Origin of the sequence: Thermoleophilum album (assembly GCF_028867705.1) — a bacterium.
In the GTDB taxonomy this organism is placed as follows: domain Bacteria; phylum Actinomycetota; class Thermoleophilia; order Solirubrobacterales; family Thermoleophilaceae; genus Thermoleophilum.
In genome coordinates this window covers 312,326-337,391 of sequence record NZ_CP066171.1, presented here as the reverse complement: position 1 = coordinate 337,391, position 25,066 = coordinate 312,326, and the positions used below count along the sequence as shown (strand labels likewise).

Genomic DNA, 25,066 nt, shown 5'->3' with positions numbered 1-25,066 from the left:
GAAGGGGTGCCGCAGCGAGCACCGTTGTCGTCGACTTGAGCATTCGCTGTGACGGCGTGCGGCGACCCGGCCACGGGATCAAGCGATACGCCGTCCGCGCACCCGCACAGCGGCCTCGAGGTCGATCCGGTTCGACGGTTCGACGGAAGCGGAAGTGCGCACCCCGAGAACCGCCCGCACCACCGCGCTTCCCGCTTGCCGCGCGACCTTGCGCGCCTCATCGCGCAACGCACGCGCCTCCTCCGCCCCCACCCCGCAAGCAGCGAGGAAACGCAGGACGAGCGGCCCGTCCAACTCCTCGCGTGTCAACTCGATCTCCTCGATGCGGAACGAACCCGCCGCCACCGGCGCTTCGGGCTCGATGAGACAAACCGCGATGTCGTCGTTGATGCGCGCGCTGCGCGCCAGCTGTTCGATAAGGCGCTCGGCCGACGCCGGGCGCGGCAGGCGGGCGAGCATCCGCTCGAGGCGAGCACGCCCGAGCACCTCGCCGGGGCGGACGCGCGCCTCGGTGAGCCCGTCCGTGTAGAGACAGGCGAGCGAGCCGGGCGGCAGCGGCACCGTGGTCTGGCGCACGCCCGTGCGGGCCCCGACGCCAATCGGTGGCGCCGAGCCGAGCACGATCGGGTCGAAGGGTTCGGCCGCGATCACCACCGGCGGCGGGTGTCCGGCGCACGCGAAGTTCAGCGTTCCGGCACGGCCGTCGTAGATCGCAACGAGCGTCGTGGCGAATTCGCCGTCGAGGCTCTCGCCGATCACGCGGCCGGCGATGTCGAGCACCGCGCGCGGTGCCAGACCCGCTTCGAGGTAGGCGCGCAGCGTGTAGCGCATGAAGGCGGTGCGGGCCAGGGCTTGGCGACCGTGTCCCGAGATGTCACCGAGCACGAACGCGACGCGCCCGTCGGGCAGCTCGACGGCGTCGTAGAAGTCGCCACCCGCCGCCGGACCGTCGGCCGGGCGGTAGGCCACCGAGACGCGCGCGCTGCCGAGTCGCTCGGGCAGGGTGGGCAGGAGCGCCGACTGCAAGAGACCAACCTCGTCGAGCAGCTGCATTCGCTGGCGCTGCAGGCGGCGCGCGTGGAGGAAAGAGCGCAGTGCCCACGCCGCGAAGAGAAGGGCGAGGGTGGCGAACGAGAACACCGCCAGGCGCAGTTCGGGCGGCACGACCTCCACGATTTCGCGTACCGGCGCGGCGATGTCGGGAGCGGACCGTGGGCTGTTTCGGTTTCGCTCGTCACTCGCGGCCGCAGGCGCGGGCGCCGCGGCGCCACCGCCGGACGAGCTTCCCGCCACCGAGAGCGAGGTGCCAGGCGCCAACAGGCGAGTACGTGCACGCCGCGCCGAGTCGGAGTGGCGAGCGCTAGGTCGCGCACGCGCACGCGAGCTTGCGCGCCGCGACCCTGTCCGGGCGCGCCGGGAACTGCTCTCGCTACCCGTGCTCCGACCACTCCCGCTGAGGTTGGGCCGCGGCGGCGCCGAGCCCCCGGCGTTGCCGCTACCGGTCGCTGTGTCCGTCAGAGCCGAGACAGGCTGCGACGGCGGGCGCACGGTGCCAGTGCCATTGGCACCGGCACCGCCGCCGCTCGCGGGCGCTGCTCCGCCACTCGCAGCGGCGGCCTTCGCCGACGCGACGCGCCGCTCTCCACGGCGCGTGCGTCCGTCGCGTCGTGCCGTCGCAGCCACTCGCTTGCGTGAGGCGCGGTGCTCCTCTCGCCCCCGTTGCGCGCCGGCGCGTGCTCGACCTTTCGTCCGCCCTCCAGCGCCGTCGCTGCGTCGGGTCAGGTCCGCGCCTTTGTCGCGCCGAGCCAGGTCCGCACCCTTGCCGCGCCGGGTCCGGTCCGCACCGCTGTCCTGCTGTCCGCGGCGGCCTGGCTCGGCGGAGCCCGCTTGCGGTCGGCGGTCGGAGCGCACTTTGGCGAGCGACGAGGGCACCGATCCGGCCAGCAAAGACGTACAGACGAGACAGATCACGAAACCAACAGCAGCGCTGTGCACGCGCCGCGCGCGGCGCGCGGCGTCGTCCGCCGCGGGACGGCGCAAGCGATCGGCGCGCGCCGGCTCCCGTGCGCGGGCACCCGAGCGTGGCGGCGAAGCGGCCATGGCCCTTCGACTTGCATCGACCGGAAGCAGCCGCCCTTGAGCGGGCGCCGCTCGACCGCTCAGCCGCTCTGTCGTTCCTCGACGACCGCTGCGCCGGTGGTGGCAACACGCCCGCTGCCCGCCAGCTCGACGGCGTAGATCTCGACCGGACGGCTCTTGCCGCGAAGCTCGATTGTCCCGCGCGGCACGAGCCCAACGGCCGTGCGCCGCAAGCGCGACCGCGTTGCCTCGGTCAAGAGGATCGTGTCGCTCGTGCGTCTCGTCGCGCGCTCGACGCGCGCGGCGACGTTGACGGCGTCGCCGATCACCGTGAAGTCGAGCCGGCCGCCGCCGCCGACCGAACCGACGACAACCGGACCCGAGTTCAGGCCGATCCCGACGCCCAGCCCCGGAGGTAAGCGGTCCGCCGTTCGGCGCGCGATCGCGACGGCTGCCTCGAGCGCGCGGTCAGCGTGGTCGTCGAGGCGCTCGGGCGCGCCGAACACCGCCAAGAAGCCGTCGCCGAGCAGCTTGTTGGCGTGCCCGCGGCAGCGATTCACCTCGGGGATAGCTGCGTCGTAGTAGCGGTTCAGAAGCTGAACCGTCTCGCGCGGCGTAGCTCGCTCGGCGAAACTCGTGAAGCCGCGGATGTCGCAGAACAACACCGTTACGTCGACCTCCTGTCCTGCGAGCATCTCGCCTTCTTCGACGACGCGCTCGACGACCTCGCGCGCGCCCAGATACGTGCCGAAGGCTTCGCGCAAGGTCTCCCGTTCAGCGAGTCCGCGAACCATCGCGTTGAAGCTGGCGGCCAGCGCACCGAGCTCGTCACCGGACGTCACCCGCGCCCTGGTCGACAGGTCGCCCTCGGCGACACGGGCCGTCGCGCGCGTGAGCTCCTCGACCTGGGCAAGCACCGAGCGCGATATCAACCAGGTGAGCTGGAGCGACACAGTGAAAGCGGCCGCGACTGCGAGCAGCACATCGACACCGAGCTGAAACAGGGTGCCCTCGCCGGGAGAGGACAGGCCCGCCACCACCACTCCCGTGGCGACGTTCATCACCGGCAACACTCCGAGCAGCTTCCAGCGCAACGAGATGCCGCGAGGAATCCCAGTCAGATCGGTGGGCAGACGACCGGCGATGTCCTCCAGCACCGGGCGCATGAACTGCTCGGCAGCGAGGAAGTAGAGGACCGCCGCGTAAGCGACCGACACGAGAGCGCTCAAAGCGATCACCACCGTCGCCCACAGCGGCAGGCCGAAGCGCACCGTGTAGTACGCAGCGACAGGCACCGACACGAGCACGAACGGGCGCCAGCTGGTCTCGACGATCACCTCGCGCGGAAGGTCGACGGCACACGACCAAGCGCCGCGCACGTCTGCGTCCGGTCGCCCGCGGCGGATCCACTCGAGCAGCGGCCGCGCCGCCCGCGCGCCGCGCCGGATGGCCAGTGCGAGCGAAACACTCACGCAGGCGAGCGCCACGGCCATCACCTCGACGAACTCGCGCGGCCGCATGTCGGTGTAGAGGGCGAACAGCGCCACGGTGGCGACCGTGATCACAACTGCCGAGAAGACCTCGAACGCCGCGAACAGCGCGAGATACCGGTGGCCGAGAAGCCGGTAGAGGGCGCGCAGCACGCGCATAAGCGCATTCTGCCGGTAAACGGCCGCTCACGGAAACAGTCGGCGAGAAGCCAGATCGCGCCGCTAGCGCGCCGGATCGTCGGGATTCGGGTCGACCGCGGGCCTATTGCCGGCGCGACCTGTCGGTCGCGGACGCAACCGCGCGTCGCCCCGCTGCGGGATTACGAACAGCTTGCCGTCGTAGAGCGAAGGTGGGGCCTCGAAGCATGGCGGCCTCTTAGCTGCGTCCTTGATCAGCGGGATCGGCGGCGCGTCGAGCGCATCGTTCGGGTTGGGCTGCTCCCCTCCCGCGGGCGAGCAGTCGAAGCTCTCGAAGGTGCCTAGCGCGGTCGCGCGCTCGATCGCGTTCGGTTGCAGATAGGCGTTACCGCGCTCCCAATCTGGGCGCGTCATCCGCAACGCGAGCGACCGTGAGTCGATGATGCCGACCTGTGTCTGTCCGCGGGTGCCGCCGACCTTGCTCGAAAGATCCGGGCCAGCGTTGGACAGGAAACCGGCGATCGTCGCTTGGTGGAAGTTGAAGTAGGCGAGGATCGGGTTGAGCTCGGGGAAGAACACGCGCGCCGCCTCGAACAGCGGGTCGGCGCCGCGCAAGAGGCGCTCCAGATCGGGGAGCGTGCGACGCCCGGTGGCGATCAGCGGATCGAGCTGGCGGAAGAGCGCGCGCAGATCGGGCGAGAGCTGGCGCAGCGCGCGCAGGGTGGGCCGGAGATCGTCGGCCGGCTGGCGCAGCGTGCGAATCACCGGGCGCGTGCGGCCCGAGAAATCCTCGAGCGTGCGCATCGTCGCGCGCGCCTCGGCGAGGAAGACGGGGAAGATGCGGAAGGTCTCGGCGAGCGCGCGGTCGCGCGAGGCGGTAGCCGCGAACGTTCCCGCCGTTCCCTCGACCAGGCGGCGCAGCTCGCCGCGACGGGCGGTGACCGCCCCGAGCGCGGTGCCACCATCGCGCACCAGCGTCCGCACCGCACGCCGCTGTTCGTCGGCGATTCGCAACAGGTCGGTCGCGTCGGCCGCGAAGCGCGGGAAGTTGCCGAAGGCGTCGTTGAGGTCGCGGTCGGCTGTGTTGCGCCCAACGGCCGCGAGCTCCTGCATCCACTCTTGGAAGTTGCGCCGCGTCTCGGGGTCGAAGGCGCGGAAGATCTCGTCGAGCTCGACGGTTCGCTGGACTTGCGAGTCGGGAAGCCGCGCACCGTCGGGGAGCGTCCCTGCCGACCGGTGCCCTGGCGTCAACTCGACATACGTCTCGCCGAGCAGCGTCTTCTGCCGCAGGATCGCCCGGGTGTCGCGCGGGAGCGGAGCGAAATCGGGCTCGATCTCGAGCGTGGCGAGCGTGCGGCCGCTACGCAGGTCGAGCCGCTTGTCCTTGACCTTGCCGACGTTCACGCCCGAGATGCGCACGTCCGCCTCGTCGGCGAGCTGGGCAGCCTCGGGAAAGGCGACCTGCAGCCGGTACGACTGCGGCGCAAGCGGCAGGGTGCCGCCGAACGCCACCCACAAAAAGATCAGGATCAGGAAGCACGAGAGGCTGAAGCCGACGATCGCGACGAGTTGTCCCGTGCGCAACCCGCGCGTCATCATCCGCCACCACCCCCTCCCGAGCCGCGCAGATCGCAGTCGCCGGCGAGTAGCGACACGCCGCTCTCGTCGAGCGCGTTCAGCACGGTGTTGAGCTGGTCGGTCAGCTCGTTACGAAGGCCTCCGAGCGAGGCGGGTATCTGATCGAGCTGTTGAAGCAACAGGGCGGCGACCAAACCGCAGCTCAGCCCCCCGATCGAGATCCGTCGGTACGGCCCCGTCGCGTCGGAGGTGCTGAACAGCGAAACGGTGTTGTTGCCTGTCCAGGCGAGCCAGTAGAGGTAGCCCTCGTTGCGGTTGCGCTCGGCTGCGGTGCAGCGCCCCTCGCGCTCGCAGCTCTCGCTTATCTCCTCGTCGCCACCCGGGTTGTAGGCACCGATGTTGAAGAGCCGGTTGAGCCGCAGCAGCGTGCCGGTGATCTCGGGCGCACCTTGCGCGAGCCCCGACCCGGCAACCCCGAGTCGCAACAGGAACGGAGCGCTCTCGCGCGCGAAGGGTCTGATGCGGTCGCGCACCGTCGCCGTGCGCGCCTCGGCAAGTTCGCGCAGAGCCGCGTTGGTAGCGGGCAGCTCGCGCACGACCGGGATCAGCTGGCGCAAAGAGGGCCGCAGCTCGCGCGCGAAGGGCTCGACGCGCACCAGCGCCGCGCGCGTCGTGTCGAGCGCGCCGGGCAGGCGGCGCACGGTTCCGCGCAAGTTGCGATCTTCGCTCGCGAACGCCGCGAACACGCGGTTCGAGTCGCGCACGAGTGCGCGCACTGTGCGGTCGCGACGCGCCAGCTCGCCCATCACGCGTCCGTACTCGTGCACGACACGACGCAGGTTGCGCCGGCGCTCCGCGAGCGCGGATGCGAAGCGCGCAAGGTCGCGATGCAGGGGACCGAGCCGTGCGAGCGCCTCGCCGAGCCGCGTGCCGTTGCCGTCGAAACCTTTGCCGGCGCCCGTGATCAGGAGCTTCAGGTAGTCGCGCGTGTCAGCGTCGAGCGACGCCAGCACCTCGTCCTGGTTGACGTCCGGCAGGGTGTCGGACAGCGGTATGCGGGCGCCCTCGGCGATGCGTGGACCGTCGCCCGGATCGACCTCGATGAACATGTCTTTGAGCCCGGTCCTAGACCGCAGCAGAGCCGTGGCGTCGCTGCGCACCAGCTGGCGGTAGCGCGGATCGATGTCGAGACCTACGACCGCGCGTCCCTGTTCGAGTTCGACCGAAGCGACCTGACCGATCTCGACACCCGCGACGCGCACGCTCTGCCCCTGCCCGGGCGTGACAGCTTGGGCGCTCGACAGCTCGGCGTAGATGCGGAAGGGCTGCGGTTCGAAGAGCGGGATGCGCACTCCCGCCTGGTTGGCAAGGATGTAACCGGCGACGCCGAGCCCGAGAGCAGCCGCACCGATCAGAGCGACGATGTCGCGCAAGTGTCGCCGCAGCGCCTGCCTCACCGCTGCTCCCTCCCCTCCGGCTGGCGCGCGCGGCGCGCCCTGGTCTTGGCGGCCCGCTCGTTCAACGCCGCCAGCCGCGCCCGTGCCTCCGACAGCAGCTCGTCGAAGCGCCGGAACGCACGCGCTGCCCGTGCCAGTGCGCCGCGGTCGAGCTCACGCCGGGCTGCCGCCTGGCGGCGCAGCGCCGCTGCGCCGGCGCTACCGCGCACGTTGAAGGCCGAAGCCGGGCCGCCCGGGGCGTGCAGGTTCGGCGGCTCCTGCGTCTCGCAGGGAACGTCCGGCCGGTGCGGCGGCGGTTGCGAGGGGTCGAGCGGCGGTCCCGGCCGCACCATCATCGGCGGCAGCACCGCCATGGTGTTGAACATCTGGTTGTTGCCGTCGGAGAGTCGGCTCTCGCCGGCGAGACCGGGGAAGCCGCGCTGCAGCTGGTAGCGGACGAGCTGGTTGTCGTTGCCGGGCTCGTCGGGATTCGGGATCGGCGTGCGGATGAACGGCACCAGCACGCGGTTGACGCAGCGCGACAGCGAGCGTCCTTGTTCGGCGAGGGGAACCGAGAGGTTGTTGAGCCGCACGAGGGCGGGAGCCGAAGCGCGCACGGCGGTGGCGAGGGCGCCGATCTCCCTCTCGCGCAGCGCCAGCCTCAGCTGGGCGAGGAACGGCGTGCCGGCGCGCAGCGCCGGCGGGGCGGTGCGAACCCCCGGGAGAGCTTCGCGCGCGAACAGGCGCAACGTCGGCAGCGACGAGTTCAGCTCGCGCAGCGTCGGCAGCGCTCGACGCAGCGTGTCGCGCAGCGCCGGCAGCGAGCGGGCGAGCGGATCGCGCTCGGCGGCGAGAGCAGCGGCGGTGCGCTCGAGGTTGTCGATCAGTGCGCGCAGCGCGTCGGCGTCGGCGGCGATCGCGGCGAAAGCGCGCTGTTGGGCGCGCAAAACGCGCGGGATATCGCGGCTCCTGTCGAGCCCCAACGCCGCGTCGTTGGCGAGCGCCGAGAAGCGGTAGGCGGCCTCCCAGAAACGGGCGCCCTCGCGGAAACCGGCGGCGCCGCGCTCGAGCCCGATCGATAGCTCCCGCAAAAGGCTCTTGAGGTCGGCCCGCACGTCGCGCTGGAAGACCTCGAGCACGCGCACGAACTGGACTGGTGCGGCGGTCTGCGACATCGGCACCGTGTCGCCGTCGGCAAGCTCGGGTGCCGAAGGCGAACCGGGCTGTATGTCGACGAAGAAGTTGCCTTCGAGGAAGATCCGCGAGCGGATCTTGATGCGCGCGTCTTGGTGGATCGGCAGCGCCTTGCGCGAAAGCTCAATCGTCACGATCGCGCCGCCGCGCTCGCTGTCGAGCGGCTCGATCTTCGTCACCTTGCCGACGTCGACGCCGGCGATGCGCACAGGCGAGCGCGGCTGCAGGTTGGCGGCGTCGGCGAACACCGCTCGCAACACGAAGGGCCGCGAGAAGGGGTTGTCGCGCGTGAAGCCGAACCAGCTCGCGAGCACGAGCACGGTGAGGGCGAGCACACCTGCGCGCAACGGCGAGGCATCGGTCCAGCGTCGCGTCGCCTTTCTTCGCCGCCGGATCACGGGATGTCCCTCAGGTTCGTGATCCCCAAGCGGCGCGTTACGAACGTGCCGCCGGAGAGGATCGGGTAGTCGTTGATGCCGACCGCCGCGTTAGCGCCGGTGGGCGTGCCGTCGGGCAGGGCTCCCGGCCCGTAGCGCGAGCCCGGCGGCGTGAGCGGACCGTTCGGATACCCCTCCTGCCCGCGTTGACAATCCGCGTTGCCCTGGGCGTCGATCGCTGGCGAGTAGGGAGGCGCCATCAGCCGGTGGAGCGGCATGCCAGAGGCATCCCTCGCGCCCCGCGCCTTCATCCCCGGCGGAACGTCGACCGGGCGCGAGCTCTCGCTCGTGCCGTAGTTGTTCGGCTGCAGCAGGTTCGGCAGCTTGAGAAGTTGCGCCTGGTTGGTCCCGGCACCGTCGACGGAGAGTCCCGACTGGTGCTCGCCGAGCGGGTGCAAGAAGTAGATCGCGTAGTTGCAGACCGTCTGGTAGGGGGCGATGAACTCCGCGGCGGGTCGCGTGACGGTCAGAGCGGCGCGCACGTCGCGCAGCGCTGGGAGCGTGTCCGGCTCGGTGAAAAGGAAGGTCGCTGCCGCCAGCGCACTGCGCGTGCGCCGGCTGAGGTCGACGGTCCGTGGCAGAACGTCGGTGCCGGCGAGAAGCGCCGTGTCGACCACCGGCAGCGAGAAGCGCGCCTCGCGCAACGCCGGGCGTAGACGCGCCGACAGGTCATCGAGGTCGGCGTACAGCGGCCGTTGCGCACGGAAGCTCGAGATCGACGCGTCGAGCGTCGCCGGCGAGCGTTCGATCGTCCTCTGCAGCGCGCCCGGATCGGCAGCGATCGCCTCGAACGTCGTCGCCATGTCGCGGAAGCTGCGCGCGAACTCGCGCGCCGCCGGTGCCAGTTCGCCGGTGAAGGCGCGTAGCGCTTGGATGAAGCGGGGCAGACCGGTCGCGGGGTCAGCGAGGTTGCGCGCTACCGGCTCGAGCCGGCGCAAAAGCGGCGGCAGCGCCGCGATCGTTTCGTTCAGCGAGCTGCCGCGGCCAGCGAAGGCGTCGCCGAAAGCGTCGAGCGAGTCTTGGATCGCCGGACGGGTGCGATCGTCGAAGGTCGCGAAAAGATCCTCGATCTCGGCCGGCTCGCGCGCCTGCGCGAGGGGGATCGTCGCTCCGGGCGGGAACGCGGCGCGCGAGCGGCCCGGTGTCAGCTCGACGTACTTGAGGCCGAGCGCCGAGCGCTGGCGCACCAACACACGCGTGTCGCGCGGGAGCGGCTGCACCGACTTGTCGAGCTTCATCGTGACCACCGCGATCGCACGCCGCCGACCGCCACGCTCGACGACCTTCGGCGCGATGTCGGTGACCAAACCGACGCGAAATCCGCCGATCCGCACGTCGTTGCCCTTGGTCAGCTTCGACCCTGACGGCAGCTCGGCCCGCAGCTCGTACGAGGGCACGAAGGGCAAACCTTCGTTGGCGGTGTAGGCGATGTAGACAGCGGTGATCGTCACGAGCACCGTGACCGCCCCGATCAACACGGGGCTACCGCTCAGCGCGAAGATGCGGCGGCGATTGCGTCGTCGTTTCGCTGTGACGGTCGCCATACGCAGCTACCTCACGGGCCGAGCAGGTAGTCGAGGAGTGCCTGCACCGCGTTGCCGCCACGCGCGTCGCCGCCGCTCGGCGCCGACGGCTTCGCCGACGGCAGGTTCGGCGCCTTGAGTTCGACCTTCGGCCTGCCATCGGAGCCACCGATGCGCGGGGCTTGATCGAGAAGCTTCTCGATCTGGTCGAGCACCTCGGGCAGCGTTCCCGGTTTGAGCCGCTCGGGCGCCTTGGGCGCGATGAGGTCGAGCACCTGCGGCGGCAGCGTCACCTGCGGCTTCGAGATATCCCGTTGGCCGGGCAGGGGACCCGCTTCCGGCTGACCGGGTGCGCGCCGCTCACCGACGCGCGCCGCCGGCGCACGCGCCTGGCGCTCGAGGCTCGCGAGCTGCGCCGGGTTGTCGCTGAAGTCAGGCGTCGTGATGCCCGGCAGGTTCGGCCCGAGCCACTGGCTGCAGCGCCTGAACAGATCGCTGTTCGGATCGACGTCCGTGTAGAGGTTGCTGCACTGGTTGAGGTTGAGCGAGACGCGGAGAATGTGGCCGACCGAGTCGAAGCCGTTGATCGACAGCGACTGCCAGTAGAAGTAGTTCCAGATCGCCTCGAGCCCGGTGAAGCCGCCGCGTCCGCTCGTGATCGCCGTCGGGTCGGGGGCGGGCGGAGCGGCACGCACCGCGCGCTCGTCGTCCTCGATAGCGCGGCGCCGATCATCCATGGTGTCGAGGAACTGACGGATCGGCTTGAAGGTCGGCCCGGCCTCGGGAGCGATGCGCAAGAGCTCGTCGACCACCCGTTGGCCGCTGCGCACAGCGCGCAGCCCTTCCGCCGCCGCGTCGCCGAGCTCGCCGAGCGCCGGGTCCGACGCCCGCGCGAACGGCCGCGCCACGCGCAGGAACCGCCGCAGCTCGGGCGCCGAGGCGCGCGCCTCGGCCAGCAGCAGTCGTTGCTGGTCGGCGAGCGCGGCGAGCCGGCGCATCGTCGGCGAAAGCTCGGCCAGGAAGGTCGGCAAGCGGCGCAGCGTGGCGCGCAGCTCGGGATCGCGCGACGCGGTGGTCGCGGCGGCCGTCTGGGCTGCGTCGACCCACCGTGCCAGCTGTCCGCGCTCGCGCCGCAGCTCGTGCACGACGGTGTCGGCGTCACGGATGAAGGCCCGCAGGTTGGCGTTCTGCTCGGCCAGCAGCGCCAGCAGCCGGTTGGTTTCGCGCAGCCCCGGATCGGCGCGGCGGAGCGCGGCGGCGAGGTCGCGCGGGCGCCCGGCGAGACCGGCGCCCAGCTGGCTCAAAAGGATCGAGAAGCGCTCGCGGTAGGGGCGGCGCATGATGTCGGCGATCAGGTCGGGCGGGATCGTCGACTCGGTCTGCTCGACCGGCACCACCGCCGAGCCGTCGCGCGGCAGGCGGCGTGGGCTCGAGCCGGGCTGGCAGTCGACGTAGTACTCGCCGATCAGCGATTGCGGCTTGATCGCGCAGCGCGCGTCGCTGCGCAGATCCGCCAGCTCTTTGCGCTCGACCTCGACCGTGACAAGCGCCCGCGCCGGCCGACCGGGCCGCTTCTCGACCGCGAACGCGGTGGTCTTGCCGGCGCGCACGCCGCCGATGCGAAAGTCGCCGCCCTCGTTGAGGCCGAAGGCGTTGTCGAACTCGATCTTGTAGCGCGCCGGCTCCGACGCGGCGGGACCAATGTCGAACACCGCCGCGAGCGCCGCGACGACACCGGCGACGATTCCGAGCACCGCGACCGTCCTCACCGCACGTCCCCCGTCGCCCGTGCCGACTCCTCGCACTGGAGGAATTCGCGCACGCTCTCGGGCAGAACGTTCGACCCGTCGCGGGCGGGAGCTTCCGCGGAGCCGGGACAGCGCTTGTACTGACCGCGCCGCGCGGGACCGCCCGCCAACGTCTCGGCGACGCTTATGTGGGCGCGCGCCATCGCTCCGAGCGCGTCGAAGCCGGCACCGGTAGTCGAGAAGTCGTCGAGCCAACCGAGAAAGTCGGTGGCGTAGAAGCGCGCCACCGCGAGCTCGGGCGCCCCCGCCCGGAAGGCATCGGCGGTCTCCGGGATCGCGCCACGCACGCGGCCGACATCGACGAGCCTGCCTCCCGGCGCCACCCGGCGCTCGCGAGTGTCAAGCGCGATCTGCGCTAGCGGCGGCAGCGAGCGCAACAGGTCGATCAAGTCGTTGGCGCCGCCGCTTGCCTGGATGGCGCGCACGAGCTCGCGGATCGTGGGCCGCGAGCCGGTCGATAGCCGGCGAGCCTCGGCGAGGAACGGGACGAGCTCGCGCGCCGCCGGACGCGACGCGGCGACGAGCGGATCGAGGTCGCGCACCGTCGCGCGAAGGTTCACGAACGTCGTGTTCGCTCGCCGCATAAACGGCGGCAGCGCGGCGATCGCATCGGCCAGCGCTCGGCGCTCGGAGGCGATCGCTTGCGTCGTGTCGGCGAGCTCCGACACAAGCGGCGTGAGCCTGTCTGCGCGCGAGGCGAGAACGCTGTTGAAGCGCGCTGTGTCGACCAGGAAGCGCTCGAGCAGCGGCTCGTCCTCGGCGAGCTTGGCGAACAGGCGGCTGCTGGTGGAAAGCGAGGGGTTGAGGTAGCGCAGACCGGCGTTGGCCTGTCGCTCGACACCGGCAAAGAGGTCGCGGTTGCCCTTGAAGAAGCGCTGCAGGTCGCGCCGCGTGCGGGCGTCGAGAGTGTTGAAGAGCTGGTCTATGTCGACAGCGGTCTGCGTGTGCGCGGAGTCGATCCGCCCGCCGTCAGGGATCGCTGGCGCGCCGGCCGGCGGGAAGTCGAGGTCGACGTAGCGGTTCGCCACACCCGAAAGCGAGAACGCGCGCACGGTCGCGCGGGTGCCGCGCCGAAGGGGGGCAAAACGGTCGTCGATCTTCATCTCGACCTCGGCAAGACCGTTCGGGGCGAGGCGAATAGCGGTGACCTCGCCGATGCGCACACCGTCGCGCTGCACCGGGTTGCCGCGCACAAGCTGGCCGGCGTTGAGGAACTCCGCGCGCACGCGGTAGCCGCCGCCGCCGCCGAGAACGGCGATCGCCACCGCGGCCGCGACAGCGATCAGCGCGGCCAGCGCCAGCGTCCGCACCACTCCTGTGCGCGAGAACGACACGTCGAGTTACCCCTGCCGTTGCGCCACTCGCCGCCCCACAACGGGGGCGAGCGAGGACGCGCCACCATCCTGCCAAAAGTGCGGCGCGCGGTGCGTAGGTTCCCCTGGCCGCTGCGGCCGCGCTGCACACGGCGGTCGCGGCGGACCGCGCTCGCTCTAGCGCCGCCGCCTTCCGGGCCAGCGGCCGATCAGCGCGTGCGTCGCGCGGCGCGCGAAACGGTCAGCGAGCGCAGCGGCTGCGGCGAGGATCGCTGCAGCCAAAGCCTCGCCGGCGACAAGCCGGCCGACCGAGACGTCGGGGTCGCGGCGGTCGGGAAGCCGCCCGCCACCGACGCGCAGCCGCGCGGCTGTAGCGAAACGCTTCGCGAACAAGCGCAAGACTCGCCCCGCGAGCAGCTTCAGCGGCCACATGAAGAGTCGTGCCACGGCCCCCTGTATAGCCGTTTTCGCGCCTACGCTTACGGCTGCCCGGGTAGCCGAACTGGTACAGGCAGCGGCCTTAAAAGCCGTCGCTCGCAAGAGCATGCGGGTTCGAATCCCGTCCCGGGCACTCGCTGCGGACGCGCCCGCGCTGTCAGATCGGCGCGGAGCGTGACGATCTGATCGTCGTGATCGAGCTGTTGCGGGCACACACCCGCGGTGCGAGAGTGGGGGTGCCAAGCAGGTCGGAGGAGGAGCGGCTGTGAGCGCGCGCAGGCGATCGAGGCGAGCGCTGCGTAACGCGGCGGTCGGGGTCGGTGCAGCGGTCGCGCTCTCGCTCCTCGTGCGACGGCGCACGAGACCGGAGCAGCTCGAGCACGCCAGAACGGCTCGTCGACGGCCGTCGCCGCCACCCTCGACACCTGTTCGCCGCCACCCCCAAACGACGGCTGTCCGCGAGCAAGCCCAAACGACGCTCGTCCGCGAGCGCCCCGAGAGGCAGAGGCGAACTCGCTCGCGGGCGCGTGACACGCGGGCGCGAACGGTCGACGCTCACAAGCGCGCGCGCCGCACGGCTGGCCGCCGCGGTCGAGCCGATAGCGTCCGCTCGCCTCGCGACCGGATGCTCGCGCACCGTCTGTTGACCGCTGCCGAGGAGCGTGCGCTCGCGCGCCTAGCGAGAAAGGGCGACCGCGCAGCGCGCAACGCGCTCGTCGGCGCCAACGTCCGGCTCGCCGCCGACACGGCGCGTAAGGCTCGTACGTCGACGGCGCTCTCGTTCGACGACCTGCTGCAGGAAGCTTTGATCGGAGTGATCCGCGCCGCCGAACTGTTCGATCCGGACCGGGGCACACGCTTCTCGACCTACGCCGTGCACTGGATCCGCCAAGCCGTACAGCGCGCGCAGGCGAACCACTCCCGCACAATCCGCCTACCGGTTCACGTTCACGACCGCCTCGTGCGCCTGCACGCCGCCCTCGCCGCTCGCGACGGCGACCCGGAAGATCCGCGCGAGCTCGCCGAAGCGGCGCGCGCCGCGGATCTCAGCGTCGCGGAGGCGAAGGAGCTGATCGACTGCGAACCGGAGTTCGCGCCCGCCACAGAGGACGAGGTCGAGACGGTAGTCGACCCCTGCGCACCGACCGTCGAGGAAGAGGTGCTCGATCGCGTCTACGCGGCGCAGATCTGGCCGCTGGTGGACAAGGAGCTCGGCGATCGTGAGCGCCAGGTGCTCGCGGCACGCGCCGGGCTCGACGGCGAGGGAACATCGCTCCGCGAGGTCGGCGCGCGCTGCGGCATCAGCGGCGAGCGCGTGCGCCAGATCGAAGCGGACATACACCGGCGGTTGCGCAACTTGACCGCTGCTACGGTGTCGTAAGGAGTGTGCGGCACGGCACGCGCTATGCGCGTGCGCGTATAGAGGGACAAAAGACACAGCCGCACTAGGGAAGCGAGCCGGTGGAAGCTTCGGCACTGACAGCACGCGCACGCGCCGCAGCGATCGCCGGGCGTTCGCCGCTTCTGCGGCTGCAGAGCGACGAGCGCCTGATCGAACTCACGCGCCGCGGCAACGACCACGCCTTCGAAGCGCTCGTCCGCCGCTACGAAGCACGACTTCTCGCCTTCTGTCGCCACATGCTCGGTTCGCGCGAAGACGCCGAGGACGTGCTGCAAGAGGTCTTCGCTGCCGCCTACAACGCGCTGGTCGCCGACGAGCGGCCGATCAACGCGCGACCGTGGCTGTACCGAATCGCGCGCAACCGCTGCCTCAACCACCTGCGCCGCCCGCAGGCGCAAGCGCACGAGTCGATGGAGGTCTTCGACCGCACCGACGGCGCGAGCGCAGCGGACACGGTCGTCGAGCGCGAGGAGTTCCGCCACGTCCTCGCCGACGTCCAGGAGCTTCCCGAAACACAGCGCACGGCGCTGCTGCTGCGCGAGATCGACGCGCTCTCGTACGAGCAGATCGCCGAGGCGATGGAGACCACGGTCCCGAGCGTCAAATCGCTGCTCGTTCGGGCACGGATGGCTCTTGCCGAGGCGGCCGAGGCGCGAGCCCTCACCTGCGACGAGGTGCGCGTCGCGCTCGCGCGCGAGGCCGAGGGCTTGGAGGCGCTGCCCGCTGCCGTGCGGCGCCACCTCCGCCGCTGCGAGCGCTGCCGCGCTTTCCGCAGCCATCTGAAGGAGACGAGCAAGATGCTGGCGGCTGCGCTGCTGCCGGCCGGCCCGCTGTTCGCGCTCAAGCAGTTTGTCGTCGGCAAGCTACTTGGCGGTGGTGCCGCCTCGGGCGGCGCCGCCGGCAGTGCAGCGGCGTCGGGCGCAGCCTCGGCGTGCGGAGCCAGTGGCGTGGCGTGCTCGGCGGGCGCGTCGGCGGTGACCGCAGCTGGCGCGGCCGCCGGCGCGAGTGCCGGAGCGGCGGGCGTCGGCGCTGCTGCCGGCGGCATGGCGACAAGCGCCATCTCGGCCGGGATCTCGACGTTCGCGTCGAAGGCCGCGGCTGCGACGGCGGCCGCCGCTGTCGTCGCTGCCGGCGCGATCGAGATCGGTCACGGCACGCGCACAGCAACGAACAGCAAGAGCGCCGCGCCCGTCGCCGAGAGAGCAGCGCGCGACCACGCCGGGCACCGCTCCGCGGACGGGAAGGCCCAGGTGGCGAGTGAGGCCGCGACAACCCCGGCGGCGAGCGCGGACACGACCGCTCGGACCGCCCAGCCGGCGCTGCCCGCTGCCGCGCAAGCGGCGCCGCTCGCTCCCGTCGCCGGCCCGCCGCTGTCGCCAGCCGCGACAGCTCCGCCGGCGCCTCCCGCACCTCCCGTGGTCGAGCGGATCCACGATGTCGTGACTCTGCCGCCCGAGCCAGGGCCGCCGCCGACGGTGACGATCGAACAGCCGCCCGTCGCGACCAGGTCGGCCGGCGACAGCCAGTACGGAACCGAGCCTCCGGCCGATGCGACAGCGCCCGGCGGGCAAGGACAGCCGGCTACCGATCAGCACTCGCCAGCGGATGGAGCGACAGCGCTGGGAAGCTCGACCCAAAGAGGGTCTACCCAACCATCAGGCTCTACGTCGGACGCGGGGCAAGCGAGCTCGTCGGCAGCTCGCGGTGGCGCAGCCAACAGCGCAGGCGGCACCGGTGCCCCGAGCGGCGGCGCCGCAACCGCAGGCAGCGGCTTCGGAACCCAGCCGCCCGGTGCGATGACGCCCTGACGCGCGGCGACGGCGCTGACACTGCGGGCCCGCCGTCGCACACGCCGCTCCGGCGGTGGCAGCGCGCCGCGGCGCGCCGGCAGAACTTGCCCGGCGTACGCGAGGGCAGCTGGCGCGCCGGCGTCCTTGCCTAGGACACTGCGACAAGCCCGATCGCCTTCAAGCGCCGTTCCAGCGCTTTGAGCGCGAACGCCCGCACCTCGCCGAGCGAGTAGCCGAAGAGCGGCATACCCTCCTCGTACCAGTGCGGTCGCAGCACTTGTTCGGCGACCGGGGCGACCTTCTCGAGCGTACGGCTGATCGCCGTGCGGTAGCGCTCGTCGCGCTCGGCCATCTCGCGCAGGAAGCGCGAGCCGAAGGCGACGTGGCGGTGCTCGTCACGAGCGACGTTGCTGAAACCCTCGACGAAGCCGGGCAGAGTGCCCTGCTCCTCGTTGTAGGCGATGATGAAGTGCTGTCCGGTGAGGGCGAGCATGCCCTCGAGGACCATGTGGTAGATGGTCACAGCCTCGACGAGTGCCTCGAGATCCTCGGGCTCGCTGGCGAGGCGGTCGACGCGCTCGCGCAGCATCTCGTCGAACAGCTCGTGGAAGCTCGGGTTTACCTGGGCCTCGGCCTCGGCGAGCCGTTCCTGCACGCCCTCGGCCTCGAAGATCCCGACCTCGCTGTAGAAGCGGTCGAAGAAAGCGACGTGCCGCCCCTCGTCGGCAATCTGCGTGGCGAGGAAGATGCGCATGTCCTCGGTCGGGGCGGCGCGCATCATCGGCCCGAGCTCGGCGGTGACGCGCTGCTCGCCGACGAAGAACGAGGACAGCCCATACATGCGCTGGAAGCGCTCGTCGGGTGAGATGCGCTCGTGCCAGTCGACGCGGTCACGCGAGAAATCGATGTCCTGGACGCTCCACTGCTGGCGTTCCCAGAGGTGGTAGAGCTCGCGGTAGCTGAGGAGGTTGACCTCGCCGCGGTCGGCGCTCGCTTGCAGCGCGGGATCCGAAGACGCGACGAAATCGGCCCGTTCGGTGCGGCGGATGACCGGCTCGCTCACCTCAGCTCCTCCTTCCCTCGCTCTCCCCTGCGGCCACGCTTCTCTGCCTTCGCGGCGTCTGCCGGGCCTCGCGAGCGACCTCCTCTAGCCCGTCGACGCGACCCACGCCGTCGGCATGCCAGCGCGGACAGACGCAAGCCTACACAAGATTTGGCTGGCTGGCCAGCTTAGGCTCCAGGAGGCGCGGGCGGAGCGATTCGGGAACACGCACATCCGGGATCAGCGGACCGGGCGGCGACAGCTGCGGCGACCGCGGCCGCGAAGCGGGAGCGCGCCGCGAGCCCACGTCTCGACAGGCAACAACCGGCGCTAGCGTTCCGGCTCGGACACCGCGGCGACAGTGAACGCCGCGCGGTCACCGTCGACAGAGCCCACAACCTTGCTCCCAGGCCGCAGCCCCTCGAGCGTGACCGCCACCTCGCCTGTCGCCGGCACCGACCAGTTGCGCCCGGCCAGCCGCACGGTGTGCGACCGCCCGTCGCCCGAACGCACTCGGATGGTCACCCCCAGGTAGGCGGGAACCTCGAGCCGGCGTGGCACGACCCTCGTCGACTCGATCCGCACCGCGTAAACGGGGCCGCCGCTCTCGTCACCAGCTCCCCCTGGCTGACTCTCGCCCGCTCCGCTGCCGCTCGTAGCACCAGCTGTCGAACCGCTCGTCGTGGGGCTTGGCGCGGCAGCGCCGCCGCCCCCGGGCGTCGCCCCCGTCACCGGGCTCGAGGTGGTGGCAGCCGGTGGGGCAGAGCGTTCATCGTCGCCGCCACAGGCGGCAGCGGCCAACGCAAGCGCCACAGCGAGCACCGCCACCCACACTTGCGACCGCTGCCAGCCGCTGCGCCCGCAAGCGCCGAACAGCCGTCGGTCAGAGCCGAACAGCCGTCGGTCAGAGCGACCGCTGCTCAACAGCTCGCCCGCACTTGTCGATGCGTCCAGTGGGTGATGGGACCGTGGCGAGAACACCTTGGACACACGGTAACCGCCTCGTCGGCTACGACCCCGAGCGCAAGCGGGTGTGGGTGCTCGGGCGGCGCCTTCACCATGGCCTTGCCGGCCTCGTGCTCGCCTGCCTCGGCACGGCACTGATGGCGCACGACTGGCGCGATCGCGGCGATTGGCTGCGGATGCGCTCGGGAGCGTAGGGCGCGGGCAGGGGGCGCCGCTCGGAGGTCAGGACTGGTCCTGTCCGCCGGTCCGCGTTCGTTTACCGGTCGCGCCCCGGTGGGGCGAGGCCGCTAGAGGGTCAGCGACTGCCCCGGCTCGAGCACCGTCACCTGCGACGACGTGCGTGCTTCGACATCTGCCTTGAAGGCCGCGGCGTCGGTCTCGATCGGCGGGAAGGTGCCGTAGTGGCAGGGCACCACCTGCTTGGCGCCGACCAGCTCGCACGCCACCGCAGCGTCGTGGCGATCCATCGTGTAGTGACCGCCGATGCAAACGAGCAGCAGGTCGATCGGGTCGCGGCGCGAGACCAGCTGCATGTCCGAGAACAGCGCGGTGTCGCCGGTGTGGTAGACGGTCTTGCCGCCGAGGTTCACGACCAGCCCGGCGGGCGTGTTGACCGTGCCGCCGGGCGTAGTCGATGTGTGCCAGGCCGGCACCAGGCGCACCCACCCGCCGTCGAACTCGACCGTCCCGCCGAGGTTGGGGTCGGCGACGTTGGCGACGCCCTTGGCCTGCAGCTCCTGCGCCAGCTCGACGATCGCCACGCACTGGGCGCCGGTGCGCTTGGCGATCTGCTCGACATCGCCCCAGTGGTCGGCGTGTCCGTGCGTGAGGAAGATGTGCGTCGGCTCGACCTCGTCGGCGCTCACCGCCGCCTTCGGGTTGCCGGTCAGGAACGGATCGATCAGCACGCGGGTGTCGCCCTCGCGCAGCTCGAAACAAGCGTGACCTAGGAAGCGAACCTCCATCTAGCGACCTCCTCCGTCGTGTTGCCGGGCGTCGTCTCGCCGGGGGCGATCGCCCGAGCCCCCGGCAGCCCGATCCTCTTCGTCCAGCTCGGGTCGAAGCTCACGGGCTAGCTCGAACCCGACCGCTACTCCTACCATCATCGCGATCCGCGTCTCCTCGACCAAGAGCCGCCGCACGCGCTCGAGCCGCTCGTCGGGGTCGTGATCGAGCGCAGCCTTGCGCACCTCGCTTTCGTGCACCTGCAAGAACCATCCGCCTTCCTCGAGAGCGCGCGCCAGCAGACGCTCGAGCTGGGGTACGGCGGCGGCTATCCGCGCCTCGGCCAGGCGGAAGCGGCCCGGCTCGGCGAGCGCCTCGAGCGCGCGTTCCAGGCGCTCGTCACTGACGCGGCGCAACGTCACCGCCGCGGATCATATGCCGGCGTCGATCAGTGGCCCCCTGCGCCGCCGCCACAAAGACAGCACTAGCCCCACCGCCACGCCGCCGGCGATCCCGCCCGCGGCGGCGGCGGCGCTAGCTTCGGGAACGGCCAGCGGCAGCGCCAAAAGCAGGGCGGAAGCGACGGCGAGCGCGAGCGGATCGACCGCCGCGGCAAGCGCACCCGGCGCGGCGAGGCGGCGCTCGAGCACGTACGCGACGAGCAGGCCCATCGCCAAGCCGTTCGCGCCCGCCACCACCGCGACCGCGTCAGCGAACGGCAAGCCCGAGCGGCCTGCCGCGAGCGCGACGGCGCTGGCCGGCACGGCGCAGCCGAGGTAAGCGAGGAGCGCAGCGGCCGACCCGAAGCGCAGCTCGAGCGCGCGCAGCGCGGCCACCGCAATGCCGGCCGCGATCGCCAGGTAGGCGACGCTGGTGTGCACGAGCGGCGCCGTCAAGAGCCGCCAAGGCTGCTCGAACTGCCCGGGGATCAGCGCGCCGAGCTCGTCGAGAGACACACCGATCTCGGCGGCGAACGTGAGCACGGCCGAGAGCACGAACACCGCGCCGCTCACGAACGGTCGCCGTTCGCTCGCGCTGCGCGCGGGAAGCCGCGGGCGCCGCGGGCGTGCACGGGAAACCCGCCGCTGGCGTGCGCGAGGGTCGCCGTCGCGCGCGATCTCGACTCGCGGCGCGCGTTTGCGCACCCGCCGCCCGCAGTACGGGCACTCGGTGACGTACGGGCTGATCTCGGCGCCGCAGTTCTTGCAAACCACGAAGAGGTCGGGGCGGCTCAAGGCAAGCCTCAGGGTAGTTGGCCGCAAGCTTGGGTCACACCGTTAGGCGGGGGTAGCCTTCCAAGTTGAGAGCTTCGCCCCCAAGCGAAAACGAACGAGAGGAGAGTGCGATGGCGCTTGGTTACGACGGCAAGCTGTACATCCTCGCCTTCGACCACCGTGGGTCTTTCCAGAAGAAGATGTTCGGAATCGAGGGCGAGCCGACGCCCGAGGAGACCCGGCGCATTGCCGACGCCAAGCATCTGATCTTCGAGGGTCTCGTGAAAGCGCTCGAGCTGGGCGCCGATCCGTCGGTGAGCGGGTGTCTTATCGACGAGCAGTTCGGCGGCGAGATCCCCCGCCAGGCCAAGGAGCGCGGTCTGATCCTGGCGATGCCGGTCGAGAAGTCGGGCCAGAAGGAGTTCGACTTCGAGTACGGCGAGCAGTTCGGCGAGCACATCGAGAAGTTCGACCCCGACTTCGCGAAGGTGCTCGTTCGCTACAACCCCGAGGGCGACAGCGACCTCAACCGCCGCCAGCGTGAGCGTCTGCGGCGCCTGTCCGACTGGTTGCACGAGCGCGACCGCAAGTTCCTCTTCGAGCTGCTCGTGCCGGCCGAGCCGCACCAGCTGGACAAGGTCGGCGGCGACTCCGACCGCTACGACGCCGAGCTGCGCCCCGACCTGATGATCCAGGCGATCGCCGAGCTCCAGGAGGACGGTGTCGAGCCCGACGTCTGGAAGATCGAGGGCATCGAGACCCGCGCCGACTGCGAGCGCATCGCTGCCCAGACGCGCAGCGGCGGTCGCGACGGTGTCGTCTGCGTGGTGCTCGGGCGCGGTGCCGACTCCGGCAAGGTCGAGCACTGGTTGCGTCAGGGCGCGCCGGTGGCGGGCTACGCCGGTTTCGCGATCGGCCGCACAATCTGGTGGGACGCCGTCAAGGGCAACCTGGGGGGCACGCTCGACCGCGAGCAAGCGGCCGAACAGATCGCCCGCAACTACCTGCACTTCGTCTCCGTCTACCAGGAGGCCGAGCGCACCGCCCCGACGCCCGCCTAGCGGCCGGCTGCGGCACGGGGTCAGCCCTTCGGCGCCGCCCTTGCGAGCGGGGGCTGTCGGCGTGGCTCTGTCGCGTCGACAGCCTCCTGCCGGCGGGGCGCGCGCAAGCAGCTGCGCGGCAGACGGAGCGAGGGCGGTTGTGCCCCGCTGCACCTCTCCGGCCCGCGCCGCTTTGGCAACGCGACCGTCCCTGCGTTACTCTGCGCCACCATGCGAATGCAGCGCTCGCTCGCCTACTACGAGCGCGCCTTCCAGGATCGCGCCCGCGAGGAGCTCGCTCGGCGCGAGCTGCTCAGGCAGCGTGCCGCCGAGCGAGCGCGGGCGCGTAGACTCGCTCGGCAGCGCCGGCGCGGCAAGCTCAACTTCGTGCTGCTCGTGCTTTTGCTCGTCGCCACCGCCATCGCGGTGACCGTGGCGATGTTTCAGGCGCTGGCGCTGGTAGTCGGCTAGCCGCGTCCCGGCGCCGCGCGCGGGAACGGTTCATGCCCCAGCGGGGCACCCCGCGCGCCGAGCAGCGGGGCACTCCGCGCGCCGAGCAGCGGGGCACTCCGCGCGCCAAGCAGCGGGTGTCCGTGCCGATGCTGAACGGACCCGGTCGCGCCTCAGCTACGCGGCCGCGTCTTGAGCTCGTCGAGCGCCTTGATCAGCATGCGCGGGTCCGTGGATGCTTGCTCGCCTTCGGTGTGCATCTCGAGCCACACCTCTTTGCGAAACACCGGCACCGACCGCGGAGCAGCGATCCCGATCCTCACCTTCTCTCCCATGACAGAGAGGATCGAGACCTCGATGTCGTCGCCGATCATGATGCTCTGGTTTGGTTTGCGGGTCAGTACCAGCACGAGCCAGCATCTCCTTGCGGGCGAACTTGACTGTGCCCACTAAAGCACCCGTGCAGGCGAACTTCAACCACGAATCTGGCGTTGGCGATCGGGCGGCGCTTGGTAGGCTGCGCCGCCGTTGGCACGGAGGTCGTTGAAAGCACAGTTGAACCAGATCCGGGCCTGGGTGCGCGAGGGCCGTACCGACGCCTGGATCGCGCACCAGCTCGAGGTGTCGGTGAGCGAGCTCCGCGCCTTCAAGCGCGAGCATGATCTGACCGGCCCCGAACGTTCGCCGCTCGGAGGCGACCTGCCCTACCCCGACGACGAAGACCTGCGCGCGCGCGACGAAGAGCTCGTCGCCGAGCGTTTGCGCCAGGAGGAGGAGCGGGCGCGCCGTGAAGCCGAAGAGCGGGCCCGTCGTGAAGCCGAGGAGCGCGCGCGCGACAGCGCGGAAGGCGCCGAAGGCGAGGGCGATGGTCATAAGCGCCGGCGGCGCCGTGGTCGCCGTGGCGGTCGCAAGCGGCGCGCGCAGCGTCACGTTTTCGAGGCGACTTTCGATCACGGCGACGAGGGGTACGGGATCTGGCTCGATCCGGCCGTGCAGGACGACCCGCTGTACGCCGAGCACTGGGCGGGTCATCGACCGGTGAAGGTCACGATCGAGGCCGACCGGATTGTCGTGACGCGGCTCGCCCCGGGCGACACGATCATCCACGACGAACCGAACGTGGACGAGCAAGCCGCTGGAGCGGATGCTGCGAGCGCCACCGACGCGACGGCCGGAGCTGACGCTGGCGCCAAGAGCGCCGTCGACGCCGACGGCGGCGAAGCGCCGGACCAAACGGGTGTAGCCGACGGCTACCCGCAGACGGCGACCGAGAGCGAGCCCGACACGGCCGCCAGCGAAGACGCCACGGTAGCCGACGCCGCCGACGCGCCGGAGAGCCCCGTCGCTCCCGACCCAGCGGAGGCGACCGTCGCCGACGCCGCCGACACCGACGCCCCCGACGCCGACGCTCCCGACGCCGCTGAGGCGCCGGAGAGCGAGTCCGACTCCGGCGGCGCGGAGGGCGGCGACAGCGCTTCGAGCTAGCGCACCGGCGTCGATACGAGCTCGCCGCTAGCGCTATCGATGCTCTAGCAGGTGCAGCTCGAGCTCGCTGCCGGCACTTGCAGCGCTGCCGGCAGGCACACGCGCGAGCGCGTCGACGCCCACGAGCGACGTCAGAGCGTGCGAGGCGTGCAAACGCCCGCAGGGCACCGCGGTCAGCGGCTCGCCGCCGCCAGCGCGGGCCAGCGAGACGCGAAGGAAGGTGTCGACGGGTGCCGGCTGCGGGTCGATCGTGCGTGCCAAAACGCCACGCACGACAAGTGGACGCTCGTGGCACCCCTCGAGCTGCGCGAGCGTCGGCCGCACCAGCAGATGAAAGAGCACGAACACCGCCGCCGGATTGCCGGGCAGCGCGAACACGATCGCGCCCGTGCCTTCGGCGATGCCGATCCGCGCTGGCCTGCCGGGGCGCAGCGCAAGACCACGGACGAGCTCCTCGACACCGACCGTGGCCAGCGCCGTACGCACGTGATCGTGGCGACCTACCGAGACGCCGCCGCTAGCTACCACGATGTCGTACTCGCGACAGGCCGCGGCGAGAGCGCGCTTGACCGCCTCGGGCGAATCGGGTAGCGGCCCGATCGACTCGACCTCGCGCACACCGAACGCCGTCGCGAGCGCCGCAAGCATCGGGCCGTTGGCGTCGCGAACGCCGGCACGCGCACGGTCGCCGCTAGCACGGGCGAGTAGCTCGTCGCCAGTAGTCATCACAGCTAAACGGGGCTGGCGCCGGCAGGCGACCGACTCCTTCCCGAGCGCCGCAAGCAGCGCAATCGCACCGGCACCAATGCGCACGCCCGCCGGCAGGACCTCCGCCCCGGCGGGTGTGTCCTCGCCGCGAAAGCGGACGTCGGTGCCCGCTGCGACGGGCGCGAGCACTTCGACGGTGTCGCCGGCCACCGCCGCCCGCTCGCGTCGCAGCACCGCGTCGGCGCCCGGCGGGAGGGGCGCACCGGTGGCGATCTCGCGACACGTTCCAGGCGCGAGCGGCGGGGGCCACGGGGCGCCTGCAGCGACGTCGCCGACGAGCCGCAGGCGCGCGCCACGGCTAGCTGTATCGGTAGCGTGGACGGCGAAGCCGTCCATCGCCGCGTTCGTGAACGCCGGCAGCGGGAACGGGGCGCGCACCGGCGCGGCGAGGACGCGATCGAGAGCGGCGTGCAGCGGAACCTCTTCGACACCGAGCGGGCGCACGGTTTCCGCCAGCAGCGCTAGCACCGCCTCGAGCGACGCGCGCTCGAGCGGCGCCCGCCCGGGCTCTGGCCGCTCGACCACCGCCA

The 25,066-nt window shown here is 71.3% G+C and carries 22 protein-coding genes and 1 tRNA gene; 7 read left to right on the top strand and 16 right to left on the bottom strand.

The genetic code is table 11. The features are described from left to right. Positions 1-78: 78 nt before the first annotated feature. From JDY09_RS01615 to JDY09_RS01575, 9 genes are all read right to left on the bottom strand, one after another. A complete protein-coding gene (locus JDY09_RS01615) occupies positions 79-1,173 on the bottom strand; it encodes a PP2C family protein-serine/threonine phosphatase (protein WP_274717205.1) in 1,095 nt (364 codons plus the stop codon). A 986-nt stretch (positions 1,174-2,159) separates the two neighbouring features. After that, entirely contained in the window at positions 2,160-3,728 is a 1,569-nt protein-coding gene (locus JDY09_RS01610; RefSeq protein WP_274717203.1) for an adenylate/guanylate cyclase domain-containing protein, read from the bottom strand. 63 nt (positions 3,729-3,791) lie between these two features. Continuing rightward, positions 3,792-5,306: an MlaD family protein gene (locus JDY09_RS01605; RefSeq protein ID WP_274717201.1), complete on the bottom strand. Its 1,515-nt coding sequence runs from the start codon at positions 5,304-5,306 to the stop codon at positions 3,792-3,794. Beyond that, on the bottom strand, positions 5,303-6,742 hold the full coding sequence (locus JDY09_RS01600; protein WP_274717199.1) for an MlaD family protein: 1,440 nt from the start codon (positions 6,740-6,742) through the stop codon (positions 5,303-5,305). The genes JDY09_RS01605 and JDY09_RS01600 overlap by 4 nt, the downstream gene beginning before the upstream one ends. Then, entirely contained in the window at positions 6,739-8,313 is a 1,575-nt protein-coding gene (locus JDY09_RS01595) for an MlaD family protein (RefSeq protein WP_274717198.1), read from the bottom strand. The genes JDY09_RS01600 and JDY09_RS01595 overlap by 4 nt, the downstream gene beginning before the upstream one ends. Next, complete coding sequence (locus JDY09_RS01590; RefSeq protein WP_274717195.1) at positions 8,310-9,896, bottom strand: MlaD family protein; 1,587 nt, start codon at positions 9,894-9,896, stop codon at positions 8,310-8,312. The genes JDY09_RS01595 and JDY09_RS01590 overlap by 4 nt, the downstream gene beginning before the upstream one ends. 11 nt (positions 9,897-9,907) lie before the next feature. Further along, positions 9,908-11,644: an MlaD family protein gene (locus JDY09_RS01585; RefSeq protein ID WP_274717193.1), complete on the bottom strand. Its 1,737-nt coding sequence runs from the start codon at positions 11,642-11,644 to the stop codon at positions 9,908-9,910. Beyond that, positions 11,641-13,017: an MlaD family protein gene (locus JDY09_RS01580; protein ID WP_274717191.1), complete on the bottom strand. Its 1,377-nt coding sequence runs from the start codon at positions 13,015-13,017 to the stop codon at positions 11,641-11,643. Before JDY09_RS01580 ends, JDY09_RS01585 begins: the two co-directional genes overlap by 4 nt. A 156-nt stretch (positions 13,018-13,173) precedes the next feature. Next, on the bottom strand, positions 13,174-13,443 hold the full coding sequence (locus JDY09_RS01575; protein WP_274717189.1) for a hypothetical protein: 270 nt from the start codon (positions 13,441-13,443) through the stop codon (positions 13,174-13,176). A gap of 40 nt (positions 13,444-13,483) precedes the next feature. Between JDY09_RS01575 and JDY09_RS01570 the strand changes: the two genes are divergently transcribed. The 3 genes from JDY09_RS01570 (at position 13,484) to JDY09_RS01560 (ending at position 16,644) form a co-directional block, all read left to right on the top strand. Beyond that, positions 13,484-13,567: transfer RNA gene (locus JDY09_RS01570), tRNA-Leu, on the top strand. A gap of 492 nt (positions 13,568-14,059) precedes the next feature. Next, positions 14,060-14,815, top strand: a complete 756-nt coding sequence (locus tag JDY09_RS01565) for a sigma-70 family RNA polymerase sigma factor (protein ID WP_274717187.1) — start codon at positions 14,060-14,062, stop codon at positions 14,813-14,815. Positions 14,816-14,895: 80 nt separating this feature from the next. After that, positions 14,896-16,644, top strand: coding sequence for a sigma-70 family RNA polymerase sigma factor (locus JDY09_RS01560; RefSeq protein WP_274717185.1), 1,749 nt, complete (start codon positions 14,896-14,898; stop codon positions 16,642-16,644). A 130-nt stretch (positions 16,645-16,774) separates the two neighbouring features. Here JDY09_RS01560 and JDY09_RS01555 read toward each other — a convergent pair whose 3' ends face one another. Both JDY09_RS01555 and JDY09_RS01550 read right to left on the bottom strand, forming a co-directional pair. After that, on the bottom strand, positions 16,775-17,689 hold the full coding sequence (locus JDY09_RS01555; protein ID WP_274717183.1) for a ribonucleotide-diphosphate reductase subunit beta: 915 nt from the start codon (positions 17,687-17,689) through the stop codon (positions 16,775-16,777). Between the two features lie 309 nt (positions 17,690-17,998). Beyond that, positions 17,999-18,592: a hypothetical protein gene (locus JDY09_RS01550; RefSeq protein WP_274717181.1), complete on the bottom strand. Its 594-nt coding sequence runs from the start codon at positions 18,590-18,592 to the stop codon at positions 17,999-18,001. Positions 18,593-18,636: 44 nt separating this feature from the next. Between JDY09_RS01550 and JDY09_RS01545 the strand changes: the two genes are divergently transcribed. Then, on the top strand, positions 18,637-18,828 hold the full coding sequence (locus JDY09_RS01545) for a hypothetical protein (protein ID WP_274717179.1): 192 nt from the start codon (positions 18,637-18,639) through the stop codon (positions 18,826-18,828). Positions 18,829-18,921: 93 nt separating this feature from the next. Here JDY09_RS01545 and JDY09_RS01540 read toward each other — a convergent pair whose 3' ends face one another. Genes JDY09_RS01540 through JDY09_RS01530 form a run of 3 tightly spaced genes read right to left on the bottom strand, consistent with a single transcriptional unit; the run spans position 18,922 to position 20,814 of the window. Further along, a complete protein-coding gene (locus JDY09_RS01540) occupies positions 18,922-19,599 on the bottom strand; it encodes a metal-dependent hydrolase (RefSeq protein ID WP_274717177.1) in 678 nt (225 codons plus the stop codon). Next, the gene (locus tag JDY09_RS01535) at positions 19,600-20,001 is read right to left on the bottom strand and encodes a hypothetical protein (protein WP_274717175.1); all 402 of its coding nucleotides are present in this window, start codon (positions 19,999-20,001) and stop codon (positions 19,600-19,602) included. Between the two features lie 9 nt (positions 20,002-20,010). Beyond that, complete coding sequence (locus tag JDY09_RS01530; protein ID WP_274717173.1) at positions 20,011-20,814, bottom strand: rhomboid family intramembrane serine protease; 804 nt, start codon at positions 20,812-20,814, stop codon at positions 20,011-20,013. Positions 20,815-20,924: 110 nt separating this feature from the next. On the opposite strand from JDY09_RS01530, the gene JDY09_RS01525 reads away from it, so the two are divergent. Beyond that, complete coding sequence (locus tag JDY09_RS01525) at positions 20,925-21,854, top strand: 2-deoxy-5-keto-D-gluconate 6-phosphate aldolase domain-containing protein (RefSeq protein WP_274717171.1); 930 nt, start codon at positions 20,925-20,927, stop codon at positions 21,852-21,854. A 210-nt stretch (positions 21,855-22,064) separates the two neighbouring features. Next, complete coding sequence (locus JDY09_RS01520; protein ID WP_274717169.1) at positions 22,065-22,304, top strand: hypothetical protein; 240 nt, start codon at positions 22,065-22,067, stop codon at positions 22,302-22,304. Positions 22,305-22,456: 152 nt separating this feature from the next. Here JDY09_RS01520 and csrA read toward each other — a convergent pair whose 3' ends face one another. Continuing rightward, on the bottom strand, positions 22,457-22,693 hold the full coding sequence (gene csrA / locus JDY09_RS01515) for a carbon storage regulator CsrA (RefSeq protein ID WP_274717167.1): 237 nt from the start codon (positions 22,691-22,693) through the stop codon (positions 22,457-22,459). A gap of 118 nt (positions 22,694-22,811) precedes the next feature. On the opposite strand from csrA, the gene JDY09_RS01510 reads away from it, so the two are divergent. Next, positions 22,812-23,768, top strand: coding sequence for a hypothetical protein (locus tag JDY09_RS01510; RefSeq protein WP_274717165.1), 957 nt, complete (start codon positions 22,812-22,814; stop codon positions 23,766-23,768). A gap of 33 nt (positions 23,769-23,801) precedes the next feature. On the opposite strand, the gene JDY09_RS01505 is transcribed toward JDY09_RS01510, so the two are convergent. Then, positions 23,802-25,061 (bottom strand): molybdopterin molybdotransferase MoeA, encoded by a 1,260-nt coding sequence (locus tag JDY09_RS01505; protein ID WP_274717164.1) that lies wholly within the window; start codon positions 25,059-25,061, stop codon positions 23,802-23,804. Positions 25,062-25,066 lie beyond the last annotated feature (5 nt).